The 23,143-nt window shown below is 42.9% G+C and carries 20 protein-coding genes; 13 read left to right on the top strand and 7 right to left on the bottom strand.

Annotated features, from left to right (window positions below):
* Positions 1-84: 84 nt before the first annotated feature.
* Positions 85-1,530 (bottom strand): cardiolipin synthase, encoded by a 1,446-nt coding sequence (gene cls / locus INQ51_RS22240; protein ID WP_233380195.1) that lies wholly within the window; start codon positions 1,528-1,530, stop codon positions 85-87.
* Positions 1,531-1,629: 99 nt separating this feature from the next.
* Between cls and INQ51_RS22235 the strand changes: the two genes are divergently transcribed.
* Positions 1,630-2,046, top strand: a complete 417-nt coding sequence (locus INQ51_RS22235; RefSeq protein WP_233380194.1) for a DUF6146 family protein — start codon at positions 1,630-1,632, stop codon at positions 2,044-2,046.
* On the opposite strand, the gene ribD is transcribed toward INQ51_RS22235, so the two are convergent.
* Positions 2,034-3,089: a bifunctional diaminohydroxyphosphoribosylaminopyrimidine deaminase/5-amino-6-(5-phosphoribosylamino)uracil reductase RibD gene (gene ribD / locus INQ51_RS22230; protein ID WP_233380193.1), complete on the bottom strand. Its 1,056-nt coding sequence runs from the start codon at positions 3,087-3,089 to the stop codon at positions 2,034-2,036. The genes INQ51_RS22235 and ribD overlap by 13 nt on opposite strands.
* A 39-nt stretch (positions 3,090-3,128) precedes the next feature.
* On the opposite strand from ribD, the gene prmC reads away from it, so the two are divergent.
* Positions 3,129-3,968, top strand: a complete 840-nt coding sequence (prmC, locus tag INQ51_RS22225; protein ID WP_233380192.1) for a peptide chain release factor N(5)-glutamine methyltransferase — start codon at positions 3,129-3,131, stop codon at positions 3,966-3,968.
* Positions 3,969-4,064: 96 nt separating this feature from the next.
* Complete coding sequence (locus INQ51_RS22220) at positions 4,065-5,129, top strand: endonuclease/exonuclease/phosphatase family protein (protein WP_233380191.1); 1,065 nt, start codon at positions 4,065-4,067, stop codon at positions 5,127-5,129.
* Between the two features lie 81 nt (positions 5,130-5,210).
* On the opposite strand, the gene INQ51_RS22215 is transcribed toward INQ51_RS22220, so the two are convergent.
* Positions 5,211-6,146, bottom strand: a complete 936-nt coding sequence (locus tag INQ51_RS22215; protein ID WP_233380190.1) for a bifunctional riboflavin kinase/FAD synthetase — start codon at positions 6,144-6,146, stop codon at positions 5,211-5,213.
* Between the two features lie 268 nt (positions 6,147-6,414).
* Between INQ51_RS22215 and INQ51_RS22210 the strand changes: the two genes are divergently transcribed.
* Genes INQ51_RS22210 through INQ51_RS22200 form a run of 3 tightly spaced genes read left to right on the top strand, consistent with a single transcriptional unit; the run spans position 6,415 to position 9,451 of the window.
* Positions 6,415-7,575, top strand: coding sequence for a TlpA disulfide reductase family protein (locus tag INQ51_RS22210; protein WP_233380189.1), 1,161 nt, complete (start codon positions 6,415-6,417; stop codon positions 7,573-7,575).
* A 20-nt stretch (positions 7,576-7,595) separates the two neighbouring features.
* Positions 7,596-8,345 (top strand): UDP-2,3-diacylglucosamine diphosphatase, encoded by a 750-nt coding sequence (locus tag INQ51_RS22205; RefSeq protein ID WP_233380188.1) that lies wholly within the window; start codon positions 7,596-7,598, stop codon positions 8,343-8,345.
* 23 nt (positions 8,346-8,368) lie between these two features.
* Entirely contained in the window at positions 8,369-9,451 is a 1,083-nt protein-coding gene (locus tag INQ51_RS22200) for a 3-oxoacyl-ACP synthase III family protein (RefSeq protein WP_233380187.1), read from the top strand.
* A 54-nt stretch (positions 9,452-9,505) separates the two neighbouring features.
* On the opposite strand, the gene INQ51_RS22195 is transcribed toward INQ51_RS22200, so the two are convergent.
* Entirely contained in the window at positions 9,506-10,168 is a 663-nt protein-coding gene (locus tag INQ51_RS22195; protein WP_233380186.1) for a uracil-DNA glycosylase, read from the bottom strand.
* A gap of 179 nt (positions 10,169-10,347) precedes the next feature.
* On the opposite strand from INQ51_RS22195, the gene rmuC reads away from it, so the two are divergent.
* Positions 10,348-11,697, top strand: coding sequence for a DNA recombination protein RmuC (gene rmuC, locus INQ51_RS22190; RefSeq protein ID WP_233380185.1), 1,350 nt, complete (start codon positions 10,348-10,350; stop codon positions 11,695-11,697).
* A gap of 65 nt (positions 11,698-11,762) precedes the next feature.
* Here rmuC and INQ51_RS22185 read toward each other — a convergent pair whose 3' ends face one another.
* From INQ51_RS22185 to INQ51_RS22175, 3 genes are all read right to left on the bottom strand, one after another.
* Positions 11,763-13,106 (bottom strand): dihydroorotase, encoded by a 1,344-nt coding sequence (locus tag INQ51_RS22185; protein WP_233380184.1) that lies wholly within the window; start codon positions 13,104-13,106, stop codon positions 11,763-11,765.
* 112 nt (positions 13,107-13,218) lie between these two features.
* Positions 13,219-13,746, bottom strand: a complete 528-nt coding sequence (locus tag INQ51_RS22180) for an ORF6N domain-containing protein (RefSeq protein WP_233380183.1) — start codon at positions 13,744-13,746, stop codon at positions 13,219-13,221.
* Between the two features lie 66 nt (positions 13,747-13,812).
* Positions 13,813-14,547 carry a polyprenol monophosphomannose synthase gene (locus tag INQ51_RS22175; RefSeq protein ID WP_233380182.1) on the bottom strand — a complete coding sequence of 245 codons (735 nt, stop codon included), beginning with the start codon at positions 14,545-14,547 and terminating at the stop codon, positions 13,813-13,815.
* Between the two features lie 312 nt (positions 14,548-14,859).
* Here INQ51_RS22175 and INQ51_RS22170 point away from each other — a divergent pair, with 312 nt between their 5' ends.
* The 6 genes from INQ51_RS22170 (at position 14,860) to INQ51_RS22145 (ending at position 23,038) form a co-directional block, all read left to right on the top strand.
* A complete protein-coding gene (locus INQ51_RS22170) occupies positions 14,860-15,492 on the top strand; it encodes a DUF2490 domain-containing protein (RefSeq protein ID WP_233380181.1) in 633 nt (210 codons plus the stop codon).
* A gap of 193 nt (positions 15,493-15,685) precedes the next feature.
* On the top strand, positions 15,686-16,147 hold the full coding sequence (locus INQ51_RS22165; protein WP_233380180.1) for a GNAT family N-acetyltransferase: 462 nt from the start codon (positions 15,686-15,688) through the stop codon (positions 16,145-16,147).
* A 14-nt stretch (positions 16,148-16,161) separates the two neighbouring features.
* A complete protein-coding gene (locus tag INQ51_RS22160) occupies positions 16,162-16,770 on the top strand; it encodes an RNA polymerase sigma-70 factor (RefSeq protein ID WP_233380179.1) in 609 nt (202 codons plus the stop codon).
* An 89-nt stretch (positions 16,771-16,859) separates the two neighbouring features.
* Positions 16,860-17,852 carry a FecR family protein gene (locus tag INQ51_RS22155; RefSeq protein ID WP_233380178.1) on the top strand — a complete coding sequence of 331 codons (993 nt, stop codon included), beginning with the start codon at positions 16,860-16,862 and terminating at the stop codon, positions 17,850-17,852.
* 174 nt (positions 17,853-18,026) lie between these two features.
* Positions 18,027-21,353: a TonB-dependent receptor gene (locus INQ51_RS22150; protein WP_233380177.1), complete on the top strand. Its 3,327-nt coding sequence runs from the start codon at positions 18,027-18,029 to the stop codon at positions 21,351-21,353.
* Between the two features lie 11 nt (positions 21,354-21,364).
* Positions 21,365-23,038 carry a RagB/SusD family nutrient uptake outer membrane protein gene (locus INQ51_RS22145; RefSeq protein ID WP_233380176.1) on the top strand — a complete coding sequence of 558 codons (1,674 nt, stop codon included), beginning with the start codon at positions 21,365-21,367 and terminating at the stop codon, positions 23,036-23,038.
* The last annotated feature ends 105 nt before the right edge of the window (positions 23,039-23,143 follow it).

Here is a 23,143-nt window from a genome sequence, read left to right as displayed (position 1 = left end):
AAGGTAACGGAATCCTGATGGTTGAGATTAAATACTTGCCCAAATAAGCTCGAAGCTCGTGGCTAACAGCTTGTAGCTAGTAATTTAAAACATCGGTGCCACTACATGCGCCAGCGATTCCCTCAGTTTATACAAGCCCGGGCGTTGCTGCCATATCTTGAGGTTGACTTCTTCTGAATTTTTGAGATCGTTAAAAAAGTGGCCCTCCAATTCGGAAGAAAACTCGCGGCTGTACATAAATGCATTGGCTTCGAAGTTGGTTTCAAAGCTGCGAAAATCGAAGTTGCTGGTGCCGATCGTGGAGAAGCCATCGTCCACCAGCATGTATTTGCTGTGAATAAAGCCGGCTTTAAAAAGGTAAATGCGGACACCGGCTTCCAGCAGTTCCTCCACGTAAGAAAAAGTACACCATTTCGACAAACGGGCATCCGACTTTTCGGGGATGATGATGCGAACGTCCACCTGGCTGAGGGCAGCTGTTTTTAGCGCCATCAGCATTTCGGCCGGCGGCATCAGGTAGGGAGTGACGATGTAAACCCGCTTTTTTGCGTTGATAATGGCGGCAAAAAAGGCCTGGGCAATTCCTTCCCAGTCGTAATCGGGGCCTCCGGCACAAATTTGTATGGGAGTTCCCGGAGCCTCAGTAAATACAGAGAAATATTTCCGGCCAACAATGTTTTGTTGAGACACAAAATACCAGTCGGCAGCAAATATAATTTGTAGCGTAGCCACAGCATCGCCTTCAATTTTCAGGTGCATGTCGTACCAGGGGCCGGCTTTCGGGTGGCCTTTCAGGTAATGGTCGGCAATGTTTACGCCACCGATAAACCCGGTTTTCCCGTCGATAACCACAATCTTCCGGTGGTTGCGGTAGTTGACCTTTGATGTTAGCCGGGGAAAGCGAACTTCCATAAAGGGATAAATCTCGATGCCGCTTTTCCGTAGCTCGCGGTAGAATTTCTTGGGAAGTTCCCAGCTTCCCACATCGTCTACAATAATGCGGACTTCCACTCCTTCGGCGCGTTTTTTCAGCAGTAATTCCTTGAAACGGGTCCCGATAACGTCGTTGGCAAAAATGTAATATTCAAGATGAATATGGTGCTTGGCACTTTCAATCGCTTCCAAAAGAGCCTCGAATGTATTTTCTCCGTTCACCAGAATTTTTGTTTGGTTGCCGGTGGTAAGCAGCGCATAAGAACTGTTCAGCATTAAACGGATCAGGTTCTGGTGGTCGGCAACTTCTTTTTGCTGCACACTTTGTTCAAACTGCCGTAGCTGTTGCGTACTTACGCGGCGCAGTTCTTTTAAACCCTTTAGTCCGCGCACCGAAAACATTTTCCGTTTCCGGTATTCCTGGCCAAACACCAGGTAGAACAAAACTCCAAAAATGGGCAGTAGAATCAAGGCGAGTATCCAGGCCGCCGTTTTATAAGGCGAGCGCTTTTCAAGAATGATCATAATGGCAACAGGAATTGCCGTGATTACGAATGCGAAATAAAACCATCCGGAGAATTGGTTCCAGTCAAACATTTTTTTCAAATTTGGATTAATATAAAAGTCTGCATTTTGCTTTATAAAAACAATAATCAGCTTAAATTCGTATCAGGAATTGGCTAAAGGTATTAAAAAATGAAACGAGCATTCTTCATACTGGTAATAATGGTTGCGGTGTTGGCGTGCAATACGCAGCGTAAGGCGGTGGAAGTGAATAAAAACAACGTTGAAATTGCTTCGGAGGATTCGGTGGAATACGATGTGGAAACGTTTGACCAGAAGTTTGAAACGTGGTACCAGCTTCAGAATACCCCGTCGAAATACCGTTCGCAAAGCTATTACGAAAACTGGAACCGTCAGTATGTTTCAGAGTGGAATGCCCGGTGTGCCCATCCTTCCCGGAACTGGAATTTTGAACCGGTGATTGGTTACGAACCCGGTGAGGATTATGGTTTTGAGTTGAACCACAAACTGTTCTACTATTTTATGTATGTCGAGAATGTGTTAAAGATAAAGATCGTTGCCAGCGGGCCGAGGATCTATGAACCCTGATCCCGGTTTCTGACAAGCTGCAACAGGTCGTTCCCGATGGTTTCTTTAGTTGCATTTCGTAAGTCGAGCAGCGGAGCCGGAACTCCGGCGCCAAAGGTTTTTGCCCCGGTGTAAACCTGTGCTTCGTCCCAAAGGTTTGCGTCGATAAAACTTTGCAGCAACTGCCGGCCGCCTTCCACAATCAGCGATAAAATATTTTTGCGGTACAACAGGTTTAAAACCTGTCCCGGAACGTTTTTCTGAAAATCAATAAGATGGTATTCCGTATTTCCCCGGACTTCATTTTTTAGCGTGTTAAAAACCAGCGTGGGTGTTGACTGATCAAAAAGCTTCAGGTTTTGGGAAAGACGAAGTTCCCGGTCAAGTACCATTCTGAGCGGATTTTTGCCTTCGCAATGACGCACGGTGAGCGAAGGATCGTCTTTTTCAGCCGTGCGGGTTCCCACCATGATGGCGTCTTCTTCGGCCCGAAGCTGATGCACCCGGAGCAAAGCTTCTTTTCCGGTGATCCAGGTGGGCTCTCCAAAAGCAGCCGAGTCGCGGTCCACATCCAAAAAGCCATCCTGTGTTTGGGCCCATTTCAGAATAATGTAAGGCCTTTGTTTTTGGTGAAAAGTAAAAAAACGTTTGTTCAGTTCGCGGCATTCGTCTCTCAGAACATCCAGTGTAACTTCAATCCCTGCTTTTTGTAGTTTTTCAATCCCTTTTCCGGCCACTTCAGCAAACGGATCGATGGTGCCGATCACCACTTTGGGTATCTTTTTCTCCACGATCAGATCGGAGCAGGGCGGTGTTTTGCCAAAATGCGCGCAGGGCTCGAGCGTTACATACAGGGTACTTTCGGTCAGAAGTTCAGGATTTGTAACCGAACGAACCGCATTAACCTCGGCATGTGCTTCGCCGCAGCGTTCGTGGTATCCTTCGCCAATAATGGTGTTGTTGTGCACAATCACGCAGCCTACCATTGGGTTGGGTGAAACCGAACCGGCTCCCTTGCGAGCCAGTTCCAGGCATCGCTGCATGTATTTTTCGTCAGTGTTCATTCGGCCGGAAAAATTAACTTTGCAGCACAAAAATAAACAATGCGGACTACTATTCAATACATCGAATCGGAATTGAAGGATTTCTACCCGCCGTCTGAAATCAGCGCTTTTGTCCGGCTGATTATGGAATCGGTGTTTGCTTTGTCGTACACCGACATGATTCTTCAAAAAGACCGGGTTTTTAATGCAGAGGAACAGGAACGCGCAAGGAAAATCGTTGAGCGCCTGAAAACCTATGAACCGCTTCAGTACATTTTGGGTGAAACCGAATTTTATGGGTTAAAGCTGAAAGTCAATCCGGGAGTACTGATTCCGCGTCCGGAAACCGAGGAATTGGTCAACTGGATACTGGAAAGTGGAGTTGCAGAGAATGCCCGTGTATTGGATATCGGGACCGGAAGCGGCTGCATTGCCCTGGCCTTAAAAGCCGGCGCTCCCAAAGCCGTTGTTCAGGGGGTGGATATTTCGGAAGAGGCTTTGCAAACTGCAAGAACCAATGCCAGCCTGAACGAGCTGGAGGTTGAATTCAGCAGAGCCGATATTCTGAATTGGAAGGAATATTCGTGGACGGTTCAGGATGTAATTGTGAGCAATCCACCGTATGTGCGCGAAAGCGAAAAACAACAGATGGAAGCCAATGTGCTGAAATACGAACCGGGAGGAGCACTGTTTGTAAGCGATAACGATGCGCTTGTTTTTTATCGTACGATTGCAGAAATGGCTTTGAGCTATCTGGCTCCGGGAGGATATTTGTTTTTCGAGATCAACGAAAACCTGGGGCAGGAAATGACTGAGATGCTTCATTCGATGGGATTTAGCGAAATTCAGCTGCGAAAAGATATCAACGGCAGAAATCGCATGATGCGTTGCTGTAGGTAAAATTGCCCGAATTGTATTATTTTGGTAGCATGAAAAGACAACGTTTTGCCGCGTTGTGCGTTTTAGAGTAATAATCAAAGCCAACTGAAACAATAGGTGCGAAAGACTGTCAGAAATATCGTGTTGTTATTCAACTTCCTGGCTATTCTGGGACTGGTCGGTTCCTATTTATCCGTTTATGTTTCGCCAACTAAATACTGGATGCCCGCTTTGCTCGGGCTTGCCTATCCGTTTTTATTGCTCGGAAACATTGCTTTTGTGGTGTTTTGGCTGGTCTTCAAAAAGAAATTCTCGCTTTTTTCCTTGCTGGCTATGTTCGCCGGATGTGGTTTTATAGGCCGGTTTTACCAATTCAGCGGAAGAAGTTCGGGGAGCAGCGATATCAAGGTTTTGTCGTACAATGTCAGACACTTTACGGGTGGTGATGATAAAAATACGCGGAAGTTAAATGCCGAAGACTTTGTTTCTTTTTTTGACGAACAAAAAGCCGATATTATTTGTCTGCAGGAATCGCGTTTGCGCAAGAACAAAGTTTTTAACCTGGCTGAAACGGTCAGCAAACTTGAAAACATCAAGCACTACCAGTTTGCCAGCACCAGTTCCACTTTTGGCTCGGTAACCATGACCCGTTTCCCGATTGTGGATATGGGGGAGATCAGGTTCAAAGACACGCGAAACATCAGTATTTACACCGATGTTAAAGTTGCAGAGGATACCATTCGTATTTACAATGTTCATTTGCAGTCGTACCACATCGACCGGAATAATTACGCCATGCTGGAGTCGGTGGAAACCGAAGAGGAACAAAGAAAAGAGGCGGCCAAAGTATTGCTGAAACAAATGCGTGATGGCTGGAAAATGAGAGCTGTGCAGGTGGAGACCATTCGTAAACACATGGATGAATCGCCATACCGGGTAATTGTTTGCGGAGACTTTAACGATACGCCGGCTTCCTATTCGTATGAAACGTTAAGTACGGGGCTGGAAGATGCTTTTGTAAGCTCGGGTAAAGGAGTGGGGCGTACTTATGTGGGAGATTTACCTTCGTTCCGGATCGATTATATTCTTCACAGCCCATCGATGAAAGCGTATAATTTTGAAACCATTGATTTGCCGTATTCCGACCATTTGCCGATAAGCTGCGACCTGGTGATTGAGTAGTCGGGATGTTAAGTGCGTTACTTGAATTGACGAGTGCGGCTGACTCTTCCGGACAATATCTCTTTATCCTTTTGCCTTGCGCTAGTTCCCTTTCAATATTTCAATAGCAGCCTGCTGGTCTTTCTGAAGTTGCTGAACCAAGGCATCCACGCCCGAAAATTTCTGTTCGTCGCGAATTTTATCGATAAAGTTCAGGGTGATTTTTTGTCCGTAGATATCTTCCGAAAAATCAAAAATATTTACTTCGATACTCCGGTTATCGGCATTTTTGTTGAAGGTAGGACGGGTGCCAATGTTGAGCATTCCTTTGTGTTGCCGGCCCCCGATCTCAACCATTACCGCATAAACCCCATAGCCCGGAATAATCTTGTATTTGTCTGACGCCTCAATGTTGGCGGTGGGGAAACCGAGTTTCCTGCCCAGCTGTTTGCCGCTAACAACAGTGCCGTGCAGCGTAAACTCGTGGCCAAAATAATGGTTGGCTTTTCGGATGTCGCCTTCCTGCAGTGCAGCCCTTATTTTGGTAGAGCTGATGTTGTCGTGGTCTACCGCCAGTGCATCCATTCTCTCCACTTTGAAATCATATTTCTCGGCACACCGCTCCAGGTAATCAAAGCTTCCCTGCCGGTCTTTCCCGAATTTGTGATCGTAGCCCACTACCAAACATTTGGTGCCGATCTGTTTCACCAGTATTTTACTCACAAAATCGGAATACTCCATGGCGGCAAATTCCTTGCTAAAAGGGTAAATAATCAGGTGATCGATCCCGTATTTCTCAAACAGTTTGGTTTTTTCTTCTTTCGTAGTCAGAAGCCGAAGGTTCGACTCGTTGGGCGAAGTAATTACCCGCGGGTGCGGATAGAAAGTAAATACCACGGTTTCTCCGTTTATTTCACTGGCCAGTTCTTTTACTTTGTCCAGAATAAGTTGATGCCCCTTATGCAAGCCATCAAAAGTACCGATGGTAACCACCGGTTGGCGGGCAGCAAAGTTTTCAAGAGAATGGTAAATCTTCATTTTACAAACCTATTGAAAAATTTTGACGGATGAATGTTTCAGGGTGAATGAGGCGTTAAAACTTCGGCTAAAAATAAATTTGCCGGACATCTTTTTACCGGTCAATCTACCTGTTTTCTCCCAAAAGTTGCGGCTGTTTGGTCAATTATTGTTGAACGACAGCTAGATAGAGTGAAAAATGGAGAGGTTTTAAAATATGTTATTTTCAGTTGCAGGCTGTTTTTACTGTATTCAAAATTATTAATTTTACGACCTTTAAATAATTGGAATGGTAAACAGAATTTTGTTTTTGCTGATAGCAGTTGTAGTTATTTTGGCAAGCTGCTCGAAAAAGGATAGTCAATTCACGGTAAGTGGAGTGATCACTCATGCCGAAGGTGATACGATTTATTTGGAAGAAGTGCATACTACCACTGTAAAGACAGCCGATAAAGTGAAGATCAACAAGAACGGCGAGTTTAAATTTAAAGGAACCGCCGGTATTCCCACTTTTTATCTGCTAAAACTTAGTGACCGGAATTTTATTACACTTTTGGTTGATTCGGCAGAAAACATTGTGGTAAAAGCGGATGCGATCAACTTTTCGCGTGAATACAATGTAACAGGTTCTCTGGGATCGGAGCAGGTTCAGATGCTCGACAGCCATCTGAAGAAAACACTGTACCGGCTCGATTCGCTGGAATCGTTGAGCAACCTTTATAAAGGAAATCCTGACTACGACGATGTACGGCCCAAGTGGGCTTCGCAATACGACAGCATTGTGCAGGCGCAGGTTGATTTTTCCACCAACTTTGTCCGCGAAAATCCATTCTCAATCGCCAGTGTACTGGCTTTGTACCAGAAATTCCACACCAACGATCCCGGTTATATTATTAACGATCTTCAGGTGATGAAAACGGCTGCTTCGGCCTTAAATGCTGTTTACCCGACATCGGAGCAGGTGCAGGCATTGTACAACAATACCTTGCAATATGTGCGGGAACAGCAGGCGCAACGCATGCGGAAGTTTATCGAAGAACAGGGTACCAACAGCCCCGACCTGGTTTTGCCGGATATGAACGGGAAAGATGTTTCGCTGTTTTCGTTGAGAGGGAAAGTGGTGTTGCTGCAATTCTGGGCAGCGGTCGACAGAGGGTCGCGCATTCAAAACCCGGTTTTGGCTGAATTGTATGAGAAATACCAGCGAAAAGGGTTTGAAATCTACCAGGTGAGTGTGGACGAAAACCGCGCCGAATGGGTGGATGCCATTGATAAGGATAAAATGAAATGGATCAACGTAGGAGATATGAAAGGAAGTGCAACGGCTACTGTTACTTTTAATGTGCCAAGCATTCCGTTTAACTACCTGCTGGATAAAGAAGGCACGGTGGTGGCCAGGAACCTTCAGGGACCTGCGCTCGATAAAGCCATCGGCAACCTGTTAAAATAGAATCACAAAGCTTAAATACCTTGTCTGATAAAGGGTTCATATATTTCGTTTCCGATGTGCATCTCGGGGCTCCGGCTCTGAAAAATAACCGGGAACGTGAGTTGTTGTTTTCCCGTTGGCTCGATGAAATCAAAGACAATGTGGCCGAACTGTATCTGATGGGCGATATTTTTGATTTCTGGTACGAGTACAAAAAAGTCGCACCCCGCGGTTTTACCCGTATTCTGGGACGAATTGCCGATCTAACCGACAAAGGAATCCCTGTACATTTTTTTACCGGGAACCACGATGTTTGGGTGTTTGATTACCTGGCAAAAGAAACGGGAGTGATCGTTCACCGAGACGAGTTTATTACTGAAATTCGCGGGAAGAAATTTTTTCTGGCCCACGGCGATGGCCTCGATGCTTCGGATAAAGGATATTTATTTCTGAAAAAAATATTTACCTCGAAAACCTTGCAGTGGATGTTTTCGCGCATACATCCGAATCTGGCTTTTGCGCTGGCACACAAATGGTCTGCTTCCAGTAGGTTATCAAAAAATGATTATGAAGGCGATTTTATGGTAGTTCAGGATGGAATGTATAAATTTGCCGCTGATTTTTTGAAGACGAACCCGGTGGACTATTTTGTAATGGGACACCGACATCGGCTGGTAAACGAAAAGATGAACGACAACACTCGTTTTGTTTTGCTGGGCGACTGGATTAAAACGTATTCGTACGGGGTTTTTGACGGAGAAAAATTTGAATTGAAAATTTACAAAGGATAGAGCTACGGCTGAGCAGAAGGATTATGGCAAAAGAAAGATATACTCGAATTATTGGTACTGGCAGTTATATTCCGCCCATCATTATCAAAAACAATCATTTTCTGAAAAATGAGTTTTATACTCCGGGCGGACAGAAGATCACGGATAAAACCAACGAAGAAATCATTCAGAAATTTCGGGAGATCACCAATATTGAAGAACGTCGGTATGTGGCCGAAGACCAGGTGACTTCTGATATTGCAGCACTTGCGGTTGAAAATGCCTGCAAATCGGCGGGAATCTCCAAAGAGAGCCTGGAGTTCATCATTGTTTGCCATAATTTTGGCGACGTTGTTGAAGGCAATAACCGTATTGACATATTACCGGGGCTTGCCAATAAAGTGAAGATGAAACTTCACATAAAAAACCCGAAAAGTATTTGTCACGATGTTGTTTCGGGTTGCCCGGGCTGGACGCAGGGAATGATCATTGCCGATGCCTATATCAAAAGTGGTTTCATGAAACGCGGTGTAGTGGTGGGAGCCGATGTGCTGTCACGGATTTCGGATCCGCACGATCGCGATTCCATGATTTATGCCGACGGAGCGGGGGCTACTATTGTAGAGGCCATAGAAAGCGAAGAGCCCATCGGAATCGTCTCTCATTCAAGTCGTTCCGATTCCGTTCAATATGCCAACCTGTTAACGTTTGGAAAATCAAGTAACCCGGACTATAAAAGCGACGAGCTTTTCATAAAAATGGCCGGGCACAAGCTTTATATTTACGCCATTACCACCGTTCCCGGGTTGGTGAAAGAAAGCATTGAAATGGCCGGAATTGAATTGAACGATGTGAAGAAAGTATTCATTCATCAGGCAAATGAAAAAATGGATGAAGTGATTTTGGCTGGTTTATTCAAACTATACGGACAAAAAGAAATTCCGGAAGGAATTATGCCGATGAGTATCCGCAAGCTGGGGAATTCATCAACCGCTACTGTTCCAACTTTGATCGACATTGTTGCCAAAGGGAAAATGGAAGGCCAGGAAATTAACGAAGGCGATTATACCATTTTTTGTTCGGTAGGTGCCGGAATGAATATCAACTCCATTGTTTATAAATGGTAAGTTGGATTTAAAGTTCAGAGTTAAGTGGAAAAAAGCTTTACTCTGAACTTTAAACTACCACCGTATCGGTTGCAGCCCGTTCTGCTGCAGAAATTCGTTTGTTTTACTAAAATGTTTATTCCCGAAAAAACCGCGGCTTGCCGATAATGGCGAGGGATGAACCGAAGTAAGCACGAGGTGCTTGTTTTCGTCAATCAAGCGGCGTTTACTGATGGCATAATTTCCCCACAACAAAAAAACCAGGTGTTCTTTTTGATCGCTGGCGGTTTGAATGGCGGCATCGGTAAATTCTTCCCAGCCTTTTTTCTGATGCGATCCTGCCTGATGTGCCCGCACCGTTAAAGTCGCATTTAACAATAGTACACCTTGTTGTGCCCAATCTGTGAGGTTGCCGCTTTTCGGTATTTCTTTGCCAACATCCTCTTTTAGCTCCTTAAAAATATTCCGGAGGCTGGGAGGAAACGGAATGCCATCGTTTACCGAAAAACACAAACCGTGCGCCTGCCCGGGGCCGTGATAGGGATCCTGTCCGAGGATAACCACTTTTAACTGATCGAATGGACACTCGTCAAAAGCATTGAATATAAGTTTCCCGGGAGGATAGATCCGTTGGGTGTTATACTCTTCTTTAACAAAGCCAATGAGTTGGCTAAAGTATTCTTTTTCGAATTCGGGTTTTAAATGCGCTTTCCAGCCGGCTTCGATTTTTACATCCATAGTAGGTGATTTAAAGAGGAACGAAAATAGTAAATTAAGCTGAAAAGAGCGGAATGCTTGTAAAACAACGCGTTTAGTTTCGCAACGTATGTCTTCTTTTGAAAAGATGCCATCCTTTTTGCATTCCATTCAAAATACACTTAACAATTTTGTACTTTTAGCTTCCAAATACACATTGCATGGAAATCGTTTATTTGTTGGTGGGGCTGGCTGTTGGAGCAGCCGCTGTTTATTTTGTTTTTAACTCGAAGCTTCAGAAAGCACAGTCGGAAGCTGAGAAAAGTTTGCTCGAAAAGGAAAGAGAACTGGGTAATCAGAACATGGAGACGGAAAAACAACGTCTGGTTTGGGAAGAGCGTTACCATGCTTTGAAAAATGAAAGTGACGAATGGAAAAGCGGGCTTGAAAAGATTCGCGAGGAAAACACCGTTTTGGTGGGGCGGCTTGAGAAAGCAAAGGTGGAGTACCTGAATCTGAAAGAAAAACTAGATACGCAGAAAGCCGAACTGGAAGAACTGCAAAAGAAATTTACCACCGAATTTGAGAATATTGCCACCAAAATACTCGAAAAGAACAGCGAGAAGTTTACCGCCGCCAATCAGAAAAACATTGGAGAAGTGCTGAATCCGTTAAAGGAAAAAATTCTGTTGTTCGAGAAAAAAGTGGAAGACACTTACCAGAAAGGACTAAAAGACCAGACCGAACTTCGGGCGGAGCTGCTGAAACTTTACGATCTGAACAACAAAATAAGCGAAGAAGCCAACAACCTGACCAAGGCGCTGAAAGGCGATGTGAAAAAGCAAGGTAACTGGGGCGAGGTGGTGCTGGAACGAATTCTGGAACGCTCGGGATTAAACGAAGGCGAGCAGGGCTACCAGAAGCAATTCAGCGATACGACAGAAGATGGGAAAAGGATTCAGCCCGACGTGGTAATCAATCTGCCTGACAATAAACACATTATTATTGACTCGAAAGTTTCGCTCATTGCCTACGAACGTGCCGTAAATGCCGAAACCGACGAGCAGCGCCTGAAGTTTGTAAAGGAACACCTGCTGAGCCTGAGAACCCATATTAAGGGATTGAGTGAAAAGCATTACCAAACCGCGAGCAAGTTAAATTCGCCCGATTTTGTGTTGTTGTTTATCCCGATTGAAGCTTCGTTTAGTGTAGCTGTTCAGGAAGACCAGGAATTGTTTTCGTTTGCGTGGGACCAAAAAGTGGTGATGGTGAGTCCGTCTACCTTGCTGGCAACTTTGCGCACGATTTCCTCCATCTGGCAGCAGGAAAACCAAACCCGGAATGCCATCGAAATAGCCCGGCAAAGTGGCGCGTTGTATGATAAGTTTGTCGGATTTGTTTCTGACCTGGATAAACTGGGCAATAATCTGAATACCACCCGGAAAACGTATGACGACGCGATGAACAAGCTAAAAGATGGCCGTGGCAACCTGATTCGCTCGGTTGAAAACATTAGAAAGCTGGGGGCCAAAGCCACCAAAGAATTACCCCGTACTATGCTCGACGAGTAAAAGAGATACTGTCTTTTTTTTGATTCGGACGGGTTTAAATCCCGTCCGGAGAACTTGTAACCCGACTAAACGTTGAATCCGACTCGTTTCCCGCGGACTGATTCAATAATGTTTTCCTGTTCGTACACTTTTTGACCGTTCACAAAGGTGGTAACTACCTTGTTCGAAAACTTGGTGCCATCAAAAGGCGACCAGCCGCATTTGTACAGTAAATTCTCCGGCCCAGCGATCCAGCTTTCCTTGGGATCGATCAGTACCAGGTCGGCAAAATACCCCTCGCGTATGTAACCACGTTTGTTGATTCTGAATAAATCGGCCGGAGCATGACACATTTTTTCAATTACCTTTTCAACCGAAATAAAGCCCTTTTTACTCATTTCCAGCATCGCCACCAGCGAGTGTTGTACCAGCGGTCCTCCTGATGGGGCTTTGAAATAGGTGTTTGATTTCTCTTCCAGCGTATGTGGCGCGTGGTCGGTGGCAATCACATCTATTTTATCGTTGAGCAAGGCTTCCCACAAAGCTTCCTTGTCTTTTACACATTTGATTGACGGATTCCATTTGATGCGGGTTCCGTGATCGATGTAATCGCGTTCGTCGAACCAAAGGTGATGAACACAAACTTCGGCGGTTATATTTTTATCGCTTACTTTTCCGCGGTGGAACAAACTCATTTCTTTTGCCGACGACAAGTGTAACACGTGAAGCCGGGTATCAAACTTAGAAGCCAGTTCAACCGCTTTGGATGATGAAATATAGCAAGCTTCGTCGCTTCGGATGTGGCAGTGGCGCGAGATCGGAACATTTTCTCCGTAACGGTGGCGGGCCGTTTCGATGTTTCGCTGAATGGTGCCCTCGTCTTCGCAATGAGTGGCAACCAAAGTGGGCGCGTGCCTGAAAATCTCCGACAATGTTTTCTCATCATCTACCAGCATATTTCCGGTGGATGAACCCATAAAAACCTTGATTCCGCAAACTTTTGTCGGGTCGGTTTTGAGTACTTCGTCGAGGTTGCTGTTGGTAGCCCCCATGTAAAACGAATAGTTGGCTGCCGATACACTCGCAGCCCGGTCGTATTTTTTTTGCAGTTCTTCCTGGGTAACGGTTTGCGGATTGGTATTGGGCATTTCCATGTAGGTAGTTACTCCACCGGCAACGGCTGCGCGGCTTTCGGTAGCAATTTCTCCTTTGTGGGTTAGCCCTGGCTCTCGGAAATGCACCTGGTCGTCGATAACTCCGGGGATGAGCAGCAAGCCCTCTGCGTCAATTACCTCCAGTTGAGTGGTGTCCAAATCCCCCGGAAGGGTATGCGGAAAAACCTTCTCAATCGTTTCTCCACTGATAAGTACACTTCCTTTAAATTTTAACCCTTCGTTTACTATGGTTGCATTTTTGATTAAAGTTTTCATGTTGCCGGCTTTTTTTGAGTACAACAAAGTTAGTGATTTGATGTTTGCTTTTTTAGAATTTTCTTATCGAATCGGGTATTGGGTAGGTTGAAGGTAATGGAATAACGGCTCGTTATATTGATTTGTGTTTTTGCCTGCGTGGACTAATTTCACGGTTTCTTTTGTAGCCGATTGATCTTCTTGGTTGCGGGTTGTCGTGTTTTTCAATTAGCTCATCTAAATAGTTAAAAACGAGTTCGATGTTTTTATCTTGATTGGCCAGTTTCTTTTTAATTTCCTCTATTTCGAGCTTTATACTTAAATTGTTGGTCAGCATTTCACGAATCCGTGTAAATATCCGCATAATCTGGATATTCACTTTGATTGCTCGTTCACTGTTCAAAACGCTTGAAAGCATTAAAACTCCATGTTCAGTAAATACATTGGGGAGTTTACGGCGTCCTCCCCAATTTGATGTCGCAAATTGCGACTTCAAGTTTTTAAATTCAACCTCTGATAGTTGAAACATAAAATCTTTCGGAAATCTTGAGATATTTCTTTTTACCTGTTCGTTTAAGCGTCTTGTTTCCACACCGTACAGTTCTGCAAGATCGCTGTCGAGCATTACTTTTTGTTCCCTGATCAAATATATCTTAGTCATAATAATTTCATCAGGGAGCATCAAGTCGTTTTTTTGTTGTTCAGGCATTAGTTTTTATTTCGGTACTTATTCTTTCCTTTCGTATTTGCGGGTCCAGCTCCTAATTTTCATTTTAAGAACTCCCCAGAGGGCTTCGTTGAAAATTCCTCCGCTCATTTTGGAGGTTCCTTCTTTCCGGTCGGTGAAAACGATGGAAACTTCCTTGATAACAAAGCCAAATTTCCAGGCAGTAAATTTCATTTCAATCTGGAAACCGTATCCGATAAGTTTGATGGCATCAAGATCGATGGTTTCGAGTACTTTTCTGCGGTAGCAAACAAAACCAGCGGTAGTATCGCGAACTTCCATTCCGGTGGCTATGCGTACATACATTGACGCAAAATACGACATAAGTACCCTGCCCAATGGCCAGTTTACCACATTGATCCCGGTAATGTACCGCGAACCAACAGCCACATCGGCACCTTCTTCAATGGCTGCAAAAAGGCGAAGCAGGTCGTCCGGATTGTGCGAGAAATCACAATCCATTTCGCAGATTGCTTCATAATCGCGTTCAAGTGCCCATTTAAATCCCGCAATGTAAGCCGTGCCAAGTCCGAGCTTTCCTTTTCTTTCCAGGATATGAAGTTGTCCGTCAAACTCCTTCATCAGGCGCTTTACGATATCGGCAGTTCCATCGGGCGAATTGTCTTCAACTATTAATAAATGAAAAGGCTTTTCCAGCGAGAAGACCTTGCGGATCATCTTTTCCACATTTTCCTTCTCATTATAAGTGGGAATGATAACCAGATTTTTTGACACAGCTTAAATGTTTGAATTAGACAAGCGAATTTACAATAATTTATTGGTTATACATCAGTCGAAACTCGCAAACCCCTGCAAATATCGTCTGTTCAGAAATAGAGCAGCAAGGTGTAAGAAAAAGCCTGTAGCGATGTATCTACCGGACGGTTTTAGCAGACATAATGAATTTACGCGTATGAAGGAACGAATAGACATTCTTGTAAAACCCATAGAGATCGGGGGAGTCAAATTTGTGCGCGTCATTGCCCGAAAAAGAATATTTCGCGATATTCGCTAATTAACAAGGAAAAAAGGCAAAAGAGGCGACGAATGATCAAGAAACTGTTTTTCGCAGGTATTTTGTTGACAATAACTTCGGTGGAAGCAATGGCTCAGCAAACCTGGTTCGAGTTTGACGTAACAAAGGAGCTGGGTGAGAAATGGGAAATGTACCTGGCTCCTGAACTTCGTTTTAACGAGGATTTCGGTCTGGAAGAGTATTTTGCAGAACCGGGAGTTAAGTATAAATTCAACGATTATTTCTCATTGGAGGCGAGTTACCGGGTTGGCAGCGACCGAAGTAAGGACGGAGAGGACCATTGGTTTGGCCGTTTTGCGTTTGATGCCAAAACCGGGTATGGCTGGAACAACCTATGGACCAAGGTTAGGTTAAGGCAAACAAACTCGGACGATTTTACTGAAGGCGAGAAAGCAAGCTACTTTCGGTTAAAATTCGACCTGGGATACACCATCAGGGAATTGAACCTGGACCCTTACGTTGCTTATGAACTTTACCGTGACCTGGATGAGGGCGAATTTAACAAAGCCAGATGGGAGACAGGACTTCAGTATAAAATAAGCACACAACAACGTATTAGTGCTTATTTCCGGTTAAACGATCATATACATTCTGATAAAGAATCGAAGAAAATCGTCGGCCTCAGTTACAAATTCAAATGGTAGTCTGCTGGTTTTTCGTTGGCGAAAGAAATTGCTACCGAGTCCTGGAATTTAAAAATTGATGAAAGAAAGTTGGGAACCCCACTGAAAAAGTATAATATTGGAGTTTGCGATTTTGAGGTAGGTAACCAATCCGTTGTAATCCTATTCTGTGATTAGCTAACAATGAGTTACCGGAAAACTAATACTAAACTAAATGAAATTTGTTCAGGTAGATTTGCGCAATAAAGTACACAGCAATGCTGTAATCAAGCTGATTAACGATTACATGCTGGATGAAATGGGAATTGGCGAGATGATGCCGGAGACCCTGGGACCCAAAATTATTGAAGGATTGAAGACACATGTGGCTTATGTTGGTTTTCTTGTGGAAATTGACGGTGAATATGCCGCACTAGCCAATTGCAACCTGAATTTTTCGACATGGAAAGCTGAGCCGCTTATCAATATTCACGATTTCATTGTGTCGCCGGATTTCCGGAAAAGAGGAGTCGGACTTTTCTTGTTAAAGGCAATCGAGAATTATGCGCTGGAGAATGGATATTGCCGAATTAACCTGGAAGTTCGCCATGATAACCTCAAAGCACAGAATCTTTATAAAAAAGCCGGATTTAAGGAATGTGATCCTCCAAATTATTTTTGGGAGAGAAGAATATAGCATCAATAGTTTTGATGAGTATAACCCTGAAAAGGTATAAACGCAACATGCCTGAACTAAACCTACTATTTGGGACAAATAAAAACAGTTTTAAGAAACTTTTTAATAGCTACTATCGACCACTTTGTCATTTGGGACGCCATTACCTGGGCGACGAAGACGAGGCAAAAACGGTTGTTCAGGAGGCTTTTGTTAAATTGTGGGAAGTAAGGCATGAGTTAGAATCCGGTTCAAACATTCAAAATTATCTGTTTACGTTGGTAAAGAACAATTGTCTGAATATTCTGAAACGCAGACAAATTCTTTTAAAGCACCATGAAAAAATCCGGGAAAAAGAACTACGGTATCAATACGAAAGTTTAAACCGTATTTCTGACGATTACCTGGAGTTTAAAGAACTCAAAGAAAAAATTGATGCCGCCATAAAAAATCTTCCGGAACATCTTCGTGTCGTTTTTGAATTGAGTCGGTTTAAAGACATGAAAAATAGAGAGATTGCACTTGAACTTGAAATATCGCAAAAAACGGTGGAAGCTCGAATAACAAAGGCACTGAAGATTCTTCGGGAAGAATTAAAAGACTACCTTCCATTGATAATGATTCTTCCAAATTTTTTGGACTAGATTCCAGTCAATTTTTTTTTTGCATAATATTCTCACTTTTTCGATAGGGTATTTCATCCTTGGTTTGTTTATTACGAAACATGTATTGAATGAACGAAAATTTGCTATTGCATATTCTTACCAATGAGGCCAGTGATGAGGAGAAGGAAGTGTTTTACCGGCAGTTGGAAAATAATCATAAAGAAGAAGAACTGTTTTTTGAGTTGAAGAGTTTGTGGTTGCGTACTTCGATGGATGAAACTACGGTGAACCTGGACATAGATTTCGACGATTTGTGGCAGAAAATAAAAGAAGAAAGGCAAGTCCACTCATTGACTTTCGCCGGAAGAATGTTAAAGTATGCAGCTGTTCTTTTGTTTGCTCTTGGTATAGGCGGTACTGCCGGTTATTTTATTTCTAAACAAAACTTTGAGTATCCCGAAACGGGTTTTCAGAAATACACCGCAATGCGTGGGAGTGTTAGTGTTGTTGAGTTTCCCGACGGCACAAAAGTATGGCTGAACTCCGAATCGGAATTGTTGTACAGGGAAGATCTTAAAGGCAATAAGCGTCTCGCTCAATTGTCGGGGGAAGCCTATTTTGAGGTTACCCACCGCGATGATTGCCCCTTAATTATTGAAGTGGGGGACATATTGGTGCGCGATTTAGGAACCACTTTTAATATTAAAGCTTATCCGGAAGATAATTATATCGAAACTTCATTGGTGGAAGGGAAAGCGGATATTCTGACGCAGACAGGTAAAACCATCGTTGAACTTGAACCGGGCGAAAGTGCGATGTATCATTCTACGGAGAAAAGGATGGAGCTTCGTTCGATCACGGATAATGTTTTGTCGGCCTGGCGGGAAGGCAAATTTGTAATTCGCGATCAACGCCTGGAGGATATCTTTAAAGAGCTCAGTCGCTGGTACGGCATTGAATTTCAGTTTGAAAACAATGAGCTCAGGGATTACCGGTTTACCGGAAATATAAAGAAGACCACCAGCGCATTGCATGTGCTGAAAATGTTAAAAGCAACCACCGATTTTAATTACCGGGTCATTGAGAATGTAGATAAACCCGATACAGTAATAGTTTATTAGTTAGAAAAATTAATTAGCCTACGAACTTAAATCTGAAAGCCTATGAAGTAATCTGATCAACTAAATCAAAAAACCGGGATGCTGACAACATCCCGGCTTACTCTTTTTGAAATACCGGCTGAGGTAATTTGCGGTTACCTCAACCAAATTATTAACAAGTAATCAAACAAAACTATGAAGAAAAAACGATTTTTCCGAGGATGCGAATATCCCGGATTAATGAAATTAGTGGTAACAATGAAACTAACAACCTTACTTCTTTTCCTGTCCATGGTAACAATGGCAACAGGAAGCTACTCGCAAAATACTCGCTTTAGCTTAAATGTAAAGGATGCCACTATTCTGCAGGTCTTAGAAGAAATAGAAAGGCAGACCGAATTTGGGTTTTTATTTAAAACCGATCAACTTGACATGAAAGATAGGTACACCGTCAATCTTAAAGAAGCCAAGATCGAGAATGTGATGAACGAGATTCTTGATAATGAACACTATTCTTACCGGGTAATGGATCGTATCATTGTAATTTCGAAGAAGGATGCAAATCCTGATGATATGACGGATCAGAATAACGAAACGGTGTCGGGCAAAGTCAGCGACTCGTCTGGGGTGCCATTACTCGGCGTAACAGTTGTTGTAAAGGGAACCTCAAATGGTACCGTAACTAATGCCGACGGAGAATATTTTCTAAACAATATACCTGACGATGCGGTACTTCAATACTCTTTTGTAGGAATGAGAATGCAGGAAGTAGCTGTTGACGGGAAATCCAATATAGATGTTGTAATGGTAGCGGATGCTATTGGTCTGGAAGAAGTTGTTGCAATTGGTTACGGAACGCAAAAGAAAATTAATTTGACAGGAGCCGTTTCTGCAGTAACAGGAGATAAGCTGACAAATAGGCCCGTTGGGCAAACGTCTATGGCCTTGCAAGGGTTAGCTCCCGGAATTACAGTAACACAACGAAGTGGCCAGCCGGGTAATGATGGTGGTAACATAAGGATTAGAGGTATTGGTACTTTGAATGATGCAAATCCGCTTGTTTTAGTGGATGGAACGGAAATGAACATAAATCATCTTGACCCTAATTTAATTGAATCGGTTTCCGTATTGAAAGATGCTGCTTCTTCTGCAATTTATGGATCGAGAGCTGCCAATGGCGTAATTCTGATAACGACAAAGAGGGCTGAACTCGATGAACTATCCATTTCATACAATCATTATTCAGGTCTTCAAACTTTTACGAACCTACCGGAAAGAGTTGGTGCTATTGATCATATGACACTTTTAAATGAGGCCTACTCCAATAGCGGTCGTACTCCTGTTTTTTCTGAAAGTTATATCAACGAATACCAGTCAAATATGGCCAGTAATCCGGATGAATATCCGAATGTTGACTGGCAAAATGAGGTATACAAAGACTTTGCTTATCAACAAAATCACTACTTGACGATAAAGGGAGGCACCCAAAAGGCGAGGCTTTTGGCCGGAGTAGGATTTTACAAGCAAGACGGATTGATTCCGAACACAGAGTATCAAAGGGTTTCAACAAGACTCAATAGTGATATTCAGTTTTCGGATAAACTTAATGCAAAATTAGATTTAAATGTAATTTACAACGAGCGTCGGGAGCCAGGAAGAGGAGTTAATGATGTAATATACTGGGTTAGTCGGTCTCCCGCGATTTATCCTGCGAAACTAACCAACGGTAAGTGGGCTGTAGGATGGGATGGTGATAATGTTTTGGCATTTGCAAACGATGGTGGTTTTCGGAAATATTTAAGTCCCACATTGTCGATGAATATGGGCTTGAACTATAAATTCACTGATAATATTTCAGCTGATATAGTTTATTCACCGTCCTACAATAATGTTTTTTCTACCGTTTATAACAAAAGTGTTCTAACGTATTATCCCGATGGCGAGCTAGCTTACACAAGGCCTCAAAAAACTTTCTTAAACGAAAATAGAATGTGGGGCCTGAGCCATGACTTTAAAGCGATTGGGAACTTTGACAGATCTTGGGCAAATGCTCACAATGTAAAAATTCTGGCCGGATTTCAGTGGGAAAGTGGAGTTAACGATTATATCGGTGCCTATCGGGATGATTTTATTTTCCCTCAGTATTCAAAACTTGATGCCGGAGGGACAGATAATCAGCAGAATTACGGGTCAGGATCAGAATGGAGTATTGCATCATTTTTTGGCCGGTTGAATTACGATTTTCAGGGAAAATATTTATTTGAGGCAAATCTAAGGTATGACGGTTCATCAAAGTTTGATACTGGATATAAGTGGGGCTTATTTCCTTCATTCTCTTTGGGGTGGCGCTTCTCTGAGGAGAACTTTTGGGAGAGTATGAAAGGGACCATTGAAAATGCGAAGATAAGAGCTTCGTGGGGAAAACTCGGTAATCAGAATATTGGAAATTATGCTTTTGCGTCTGTTGTCAACTCGGGCTCATACATAATTGGAGGTAACCCTGTTACCAGTGGATACATTAACGATATGGCTAATAAAGCGATTTCCTGGGAAGAGACAGAAATGTTTAATGTCGGGATTGATTTAATGGTTTTGTCAAAGCTAAATCTGACGTTTGACTACTATGATAAGCTAACCCGCGGCATTCTTTGGAAGCTAAATGTTCCGCATATAATCGGATTAGCACCTACTTACGAGAATGCTGCCGAGGTTTCAAACAAAGGATGGGATTTGGGAATAACCTGGTCTGATCGATTCAATGATTTCAAGTATGGTGCTTCTTTTATGATTTCGGATGTGAAAAACGAAGTGCTTGACTTGAGAGGTGTTAACATGACCGGATTAACAGTTAACCGGGAAGGATATCCTATTAACTCGTTGTATGGCTATGAGGCTATTGGATATATTTCTCCTGATGATTACGACGGCGATGGTAATTACAAGTATGCAACCCAGTTCGGAAATTTTGGACCTGGCGATATAAAATATAAAAATCAAAATACTGATAACGTAATTAACAATGAAGATGAAGTGATTATAGGCAGCACTATTCCCCGCTATACATACAGTATTGACCTGAATGCAGGTTGGAGAGGTATAGACTTTAGCATGTTTTGGCAAGGCGTAGGAAAAGCTGACGGACTATTACACAGACAGGCTACAATGCCATTCTATTGGGGAGCTACAGCGCTTGAAATTCATAAAGACAGATGGTCAATCGACAATCAGGATGCCCAATTTCCACGAATGGCATTTAATGAACCCAATAACGAGCAGAATTCAAGTTTTTGGGTAAAAGATGCATCTTATCTTAGGCTTAAGAACCTAACAGTGGGCTATACCCTGCCCGGTAGTATAACAAATAAGATCAGGCTTTCGAGGTTGAGGATTTATGCTACAGGACAGAATTTGCTCACCTTTGATAATTTCTGGGAAGGGTACGATCCCGAAGCACCTGTCGGAGCTGGTTCATATTATCCTCAAGTGAAAGTATATACAATTGGTTTAGATGTTACCTTTTAAATAGAAATATCATGAAAGAAAGAATATACATATATATCATAACTCTGTTATTGATGTTAAGCTCGTGCGATGACTTAACTTTGGAAAAGTATCCTTTAGACAGACCCTCATCAAGTACTTTCCCAAGCAATCAAAAAGAACTGGAAGCTGCAGTATGGGGGTGTTATGGTTCCTTGTGGCTAGGAACCAACTATGGTATGGTTACTCCTGCCTTGCTCGACGTTACAACAGATATTGCCTGGGAAAGAGCAGAAACGAATATGCAATCTATTGGTAATGGTACCCACGACATAAATAATCTTTGGGCAGAACAGCTGTGGAAAAATTATTACATAGGAATAGGGCGATGTAATTTTTTACTTGAAAATGCTGAACGTGCCGAGGCTGCCACTTCGCCAGACGTGTTTAAACGAATAATTGCAGAAACCAGATTTATCAGAGCTTACTACTATCTGATGTTAACTGAATTATGGAGCGATGTTCCGCTGGTACTTAATTCGCTCACACTTGCAGAGGCTCAGATGCCCAAAACCGGCAAGAATGAAATTGTAGATTTCATATTAAAGGAATTAACCGAGGCTGCAACGGATCTCCCTGCTCACATTGGTGCTCCGGAGTATGGTCGAATTGGAAAAGGGGCTGCTTTTGCATTGAAAGCAAGAACAGCAATTTACAATAAAAAGTATGATATCGCCCTTGAAGCTTCAAAAGCGGTTATGGATTTAGAGGAATACGAGATTGACGACAATTTTAGTGATATGTTCAAGTCTGCAACTCAAATGAACAGTAATGAGATTATATTTCAAATTCCGTATAAAGAAGGGTATAAAACATCTGGAGTCATAAGGGGATGCACGTCAAGAATGGGGGGCGGCTACAGCAGTAAAATTCCGGTTCAGGTAACCGTCGATTCGTATGATTGTCTGGATGGCTTATCCATTGATAAATCGCCTCTTTATGATCCGGAAAATCCTTATGCAAACAGGGACCCCAGATTAAACCTAACCATTGTAGTTCCCGGTTCGCAATACATGGGTTACCAGTTTGAAACGCATAAAGACAGTGTGGTGTGTTGGAATTATAAGGTTTCGCCAGCTTTAAGAGTTGCCAACCAGGATGCATTAAATCCTTATTCCTCTTTCTCCGGTTTTGTTTGGCGAAAGTACAATGAAGCATCCAAGCCTTCTGAACTGGACAATTCAGAAACCGGTTTTATCTTTATTCGTTATGCCGATGTTTTGCTGATGTATGCAGAAGCAAAAGTTGAATTAGACCAGATTGACGAGTCAGTTTATCAGGCAATAAACAAAGTAAGACAAAGACCGAGTGTAAATATGCCGGCAATTACAGATGATAAAAGCAAGGCTGAACTAAGGAATATCATAAGGAAAGAAAGAAAGGTTGAATTTGCTTGGGAAGGATTGAGATGGTCTGATATTAGAAGATGGGGAATTGTAAATGAGGTAATGAATGGACCATTATATGGACGGCCTCCGAGAGGACGGCTAAATGAAGCCCCAATTGTGAATGAATATGGAACTCCGGATTACTCTCAGGTATCAAATAAAGATGATATGAGGGTGATTGAGCAACGAAAATTCAATCCCAATAGAGATATGGTCTTGCCAATCCCGAGAATTGAAATTGAAACCAATTCGGAATTAACTCAAAATCCTAATTATTGATTATAAGTTAATGCCCTTGATATCAGTCAAGGGCATTAACCTATTAAATTTCACATATAACCTTTTGTCTAAGCATATTTGCAGCAGGCTCGTATCCTGAGTTTT

This window comes from Maribellus sp. CM-23, from assembly GCF_021354595.1.
Taxonomy (GTDB): Bacteria; Bacteroidota; Bacteroidia; order Bacteroidales; family Prolixibacteraceae; genus Draconibacterium.
This window is presented reverse-complemented; position numbering and strand designations above follow the sequence as displayed.